The organism is Bacteroidota bacterium (assembly GCA_034723125.1).
Taxonomy (GTDB): Bacteria; Bacteroidota; Bacteroidia; order CAILMK01; family JAAYUY01; genus JAYEOP01.
The window spans coordinates 1-4,775 of the sequence record JAYEOP010000091.1; the positions used below are offsets into that span (position 1 = coordinate 1).

At 29.1% G+C, this 4,775-nt stretch carries 3 protein-coding genes; 1 reads left to right on the plus strand and 2 read right to left on the minus strand.

Features of this window, described 5'->3' with window-relative positions; all coding sequences use genetic code 11:
* Window positions 1–340 precede the first annotated feature (340 nt).
* Entirely contained in the window at window positions 341–2,155 is a 1,815-nt protein-coding gene (locus U9R42_02760; GenBank protein MEA3494936.1) for a tetratricopeptide repeat protein, read from the minus strand.
* 692 nt (window positions 2,156–2,847) lie between these two features.
* Window positions 2,848–3,108, minus strand: coding sequence for a hypothetical protein (locus U9R42_02765; GenBank protein ID MEA3494937.1), 261 nt, complete (start codon window positions 3,106–3,108; stop codon window positions 2,848–2,850).
* A gap of 214 nt (window positions 3,109–3,322) precedes the next feature.
* Here U9R42_02765 and U9R42_02770 point away from each other — a divergent pair, with 214 nt between their 5' ends.
* Window positions 3,323–4,744: a T9SS type A sorting domain-containing protein gene (locus U9R42_02770; protein MEA3494938.1), complete on the plus strand. Its 1,422-nt coding sequence runs from the start codon at window positions 3,323–3,325 to the stop codon at window positions 4,742–4,744.
* Window positions 4,745–4,775: the final 31 nt, after the last annotated feature.

Genomic DNA, 4,775 nt, shown 5'->3' on the forward strand with positions numbered 1-4,775 from the left:
TTTTGAGATAAAAGACAGTCCACAGTCGGCAGTCAACAGTCGGCAGTCCTCAGTCTTCAGTCAACAGTCAAATTCCAAATAAACAAAACTTGTCCGTATGGATTACCAAATAAACAACATAATGACAATTAAATGACAGCGAAGCAAATGACCACTAAATGACTATTGAAACAAATAAACAATTCTTCTTTGCGTCCTTGCGAGAAAATATAAACAAATCAGTCGGCAGTCAAATTCTAAAAACCCAAGCAACCTTCTTTCGCCTTGCTGTTGCATAGCTTTAGCGAATCACAGTGAAGCTACGGCAGGTACGACCCTCTATTGTAAGGAATTATTCTGATTAAAAACAATAACTCAGTATCATTGAATTTGCTCTTTCATAACCAAGGTTGGAAGCTTTTCTAAAATCCTTACAAGCATTGTCATTTTTATTTATAGTTTGATAGATTATTCCTCTGTTGTAAAAAATTTCTCCAAATTCGGAATTAAGTTCAAGTGCTTTACTAAAGTCATCAATTGCTTTTTGATACTGTTTTTCCTGAGCAAAAAAGTGGGCTCTGAAATAATAAGCAACATAATCATCGGGATTAAGTTCGACTACTTTGTTGTAATCCTTTATTGCTTCATTTTTATTCCCATTGTTATAATTTATTCTTGCACGCAAAATATAAAATGAAGCATTCTCATTATCAATTTCTATAGCAAGTTCAATATCCTTTAAAGCCTTATCGATTTCCCCAAGATTCGCATAAGTTGTAGCACGACTATGATATGCCATTGCTTCATAATTTTCTGGTTGTAGTTCAATAACTTTGGTAAAATCATTTATCGAAGCTTTATAATTTTCCATTTCTACCTGTGCGTGTCCACGCCAGTAATATGCTTTAGGGATTCTGTCAGGATGTTGTTCAATTACGTTATCCCACAAAGTCAAACTACTTTTCCAGACTTCACATCTTGCATTTGTTTTAAAAGTTAAAAGTCCGAGATAAGCTATAATTACAACATTTAAAACATTTTTGGAAAATATTTTTTTCTGTAAAAAATAATCATATAAATATCCGATTATCAGAAAAACACCTATTGATGCAACATATACAAATCTGTCTGCAATTACAAAATTATTTATTTGTAAAATTTGAAGAACCAAAACAATATTAAGTGTGAAAAATAATATTCCAAACGCAATTATTTTTGCCCTTTTTAAAAAATAAAAAAACAGAAACACTATTACACCTACAGGCAAAATAAACAAAAGATACTGCAAGGAAAAAGTTTCGGGATAAGGATAAAAAGCAGAAAGGTGAAAAGGGAAAATTAGCTTTGCTGAATAAATAGAAAAACCATAAAAAGCATAAACGATTTTTTCAAAAAATAATAATTGGTTTGAATCCGTTATCATTCCCGCTTCTTTTTGTGATAAAATAGAAATTAAACCAAAAGCAATTGCAATTAACAAAAAAGGAATTTTTTCAATCAATACTTTTTTTGATAATATTTTTCTATCAAAGAAATAATCAATAGCTACAATTGTTACTGCAAGTGAAGCCGCCATTGTTTTTGACAAAATGGAAAACAGAAATAAAGCTAATGCCCAAAAATAAAACTTCTGTTTTTTCTCATTAATATATTTAGTGTAAAAAATTAAAGATAGCAAAAAGAAGAAAGCATAAAGAACATCTTTTCTTTCCGAAATCCAAGCTACCGATTCTACATGCATTGTGTGAACCCCAAATAAAGCAGCAGCAATTATGGCAATATTAAAGTTTTTTAATAATAAAAATAATAGCCAAAATACAAGAAGTGTATTTGCCAAATGGAGTAACAAATTAATAAGGTGAAGTGTTTTAACAGGATTTTTTTTACCGAATTTCAAATCCAAGCCAAAAGATAAAATCGTTAAAGGATAATATCCACCATAGTATGATTCAGAAAATATAGTTTTTATATTTTCAAAAGACAGCTCCTGTATCAATGGGTTTTCAGTAACATAGGCACTATCATCAAAATTCGTAATTCCGTTTTTTACTGATGGAGAAAAGGCAATTATCGTTACAATAAACGCAACAACAATTATCAACATTTGCTGAATAGAAAGTTTGTTCTTATTCTCAATATATTTCTTTGCCTCTTTTGTTTTTATTTTTTGCTTCATACGAACATTGTGTTTTATAATAATTCACAAAGATAAATTATTCTATTTTCTCAAAATAAAACTACTTGGTTTTTTTTATTCCAATCTATTTCTGCTTAATTAGTGCCTCTAAGAAAACTGTCAAATTTTATGATTTCTAAGATTTTTGACCTGCCTGCCGTCAGGCATGTGAGATTTTTACTTTTTGGATATGAACTGATGCCTTTGCATCAGTGATTTGAGAAAAATAAAAATATCGCAAAAAGAAACATTTTTAATTTTGTAGAGTTTTCTTAGAGACACTAATTAGTAAACCTGCTCTAAAATTTTCTATTAATTTGGAACTAAAGCTCTGATTGTTGAGAATATTTAACAAAAAATTTATGATACCTCTTTCAGGGGAAAATCGAATGCAATTATTTAGATTTGATTAAATATTTATTATTCAGAGTTGCTTTATACCTTTTATTTTTAATCATTGAAAGGTATTCCATCTTTTAGGGAGGTTCTATAAATACATTCGCATTAAGATTTCCAGAGTTTTTTATAGACAATGAAAAAATTTGAAACACTATCGGGATAATGTAAAAAGTTTTGAAGAAGTATATGAAAAACTCTGAAAACCCTTTGGGAACAAAGATAATAAATAATCTGACTGCGTTAAAATTTTTCTCAATAGCTACGGCTATTCAGAAAAATTTGTGCCTTGCATCTTATTCATTATCTTTGTTTCTTAAAAGAAATGTATTTAAAGAACCTCCCTTTAGTGAATAAATATTTTCTTCTCTATCTTTCAAAAAATCGAATGCAGGATTATTTGAAATAGAAGATAACCATAATTTTTCGTTATCTAATTCATTTTCTTCTTGCAATAAAATAATTACCTTAACTTTTTTTTCTTTTGTTTCTAAAAGATTATCAAGACGTAAAACACCACTTCTGTCAATTATACCTGTTGTTTCAATTGCTTTCATAATATTTCGTTTTAAATCTAAAACAAAATTACTAAAACAATCTTAATTTCATTACTTCCATTTTCATTTTTCCATTTCTTATCGGTACCTCTATATTTTTATAACTATTTGGTATTAATTCTTTTTTTTCTTTTCATTTTTGTTTTCAAATAAATTTAACTTTGTCATTTATTATTCTAATTTTGTTTTCTTAAAAATTAAATATTTTTTAAATATGAAACGACTAATTTTATCAATTCTAATTATTTCAATTTCTATTAATTGTATAAGCAAAACTTATGAAGTTGGTCCATCAAAAACATATAAAAAGCCAAGTGATGTAAGTTCTCTTGTACAAGACGGAGATATAATTAACATTGATGCAGGAACTTACACAGCTGATGCAACAGCATGGTATTCCGACAATTTATTAATTAGAGGTGTTGGAGGAATGGCACATCTAAATTCAAATGGAGTTTGTGTCCAAGGAAAAGCAATTTGGGTTGTTGCAGGAAATAATACTGTCATCGAAAATATCGAATTTTCAGGAGCAACTGTTACTGATAACAATGGTGCAGGAATAAGATTGGAAGGTAAAGACCTCACCATAAGGCATTGTTATTTTCATGATAACGAAAATGGAATTTTAGCCGGAGATAATTCGGAAAGTGATATAGTAATTGAATTTACTGAATTTGCAAATAACGGATATGGAGATGGATACACTCACAACATGTACATCAATCATGTCAAAAGTTTTACACTTAGATTTTGCTATACTCATCATGCCAAAATTGGACATACGGTAAAAAGCAGAGCATACAGTAATTACATACTTTACAATCGCATAATGGACGAGCAATCAGGTACTGCAAGCATGTTGTTAGATTTACCAAACGGTGGTTTTTCTGTTGTTCTGGGAAATATTATTATGCAAGGGCCAAATGCTACAAACAATGCAATAATTTCTTATGGTGCCGAAGGATTAACTAATCCTCAAAAAGCAATTTACATTGTAAATAATACAGTTGTAAACGAAAGACATACAGGCGTTTTTGTATATGTTAAATCAGGTGCATCCTCCTTAATTGCCAATAATATTTTTACAGGAGTTGGAGATAGCGTTAAAGCAGGCATTTATGATTCTACAAATTTATATTTTTCAAATGCTTCAGATGCCGGATTAATAAACCCTGACAATTATGATTATCATTTAAAAAAATCATCTACCGCTATTGATGCAGGTATTAATTTAGGATTTATAAGTGCCTATCCTTTAACTGCAAATTATGAATATAAAGAAAAAGCCGACAGCATTTTACGAGAAAAAATCAATAATATTGACATTGGTGCTTTTGAATATTTTTATGATGTAGGGAAATTAGAACTCTACCCTAAATCAATATCGTCAATGGTTTTTCCAAATCCATTTTCAAAGCAAGCAAACATTAAAATTGATGGATTATCAATTAATAATTATCCGTTACAACTTATAGTTTTTAATACTGTTGGTCAGATTGTGAAAACAATAAAAATAGAATATCCAAAGAGAGAAATTATTTTAAAAGTTGGAAATTTAGAAAAAGGTACATATTTCTATAAGCTAAAAAGTTTTGAAAGTGATTTTTATGGATATGGAAAGTTTTTGATTTATTAGTATCTTATTTCTAATATTCGTGCTTTTGGGG

What these genes read in the sequence shown, in the direction of transcription:
- U9R42_02760 (MEA3494936.1), bottom strand. Translation starts at nt 2,155, where the DNA reads ATGAAGCAAAAAATAAAAACAAAAGAGGCAAAGAAATATATTGAGAAT.
- U9R42_02765 (MEA3494937.1), bottom strand. Translation starts at nt 3,108, where the DNA reads ATGAAAGCAATTGAAACAACAGGTATAATTGACAGAAGTGGTGTTTTA.
- U9R42_02770 (MEA3494938.1), top strand. Translation starts at nt 3,323, where the DNA reads ATGAAACGACTAATTTTATCAATTCTAATTATTTCAATTTCTATTAAT.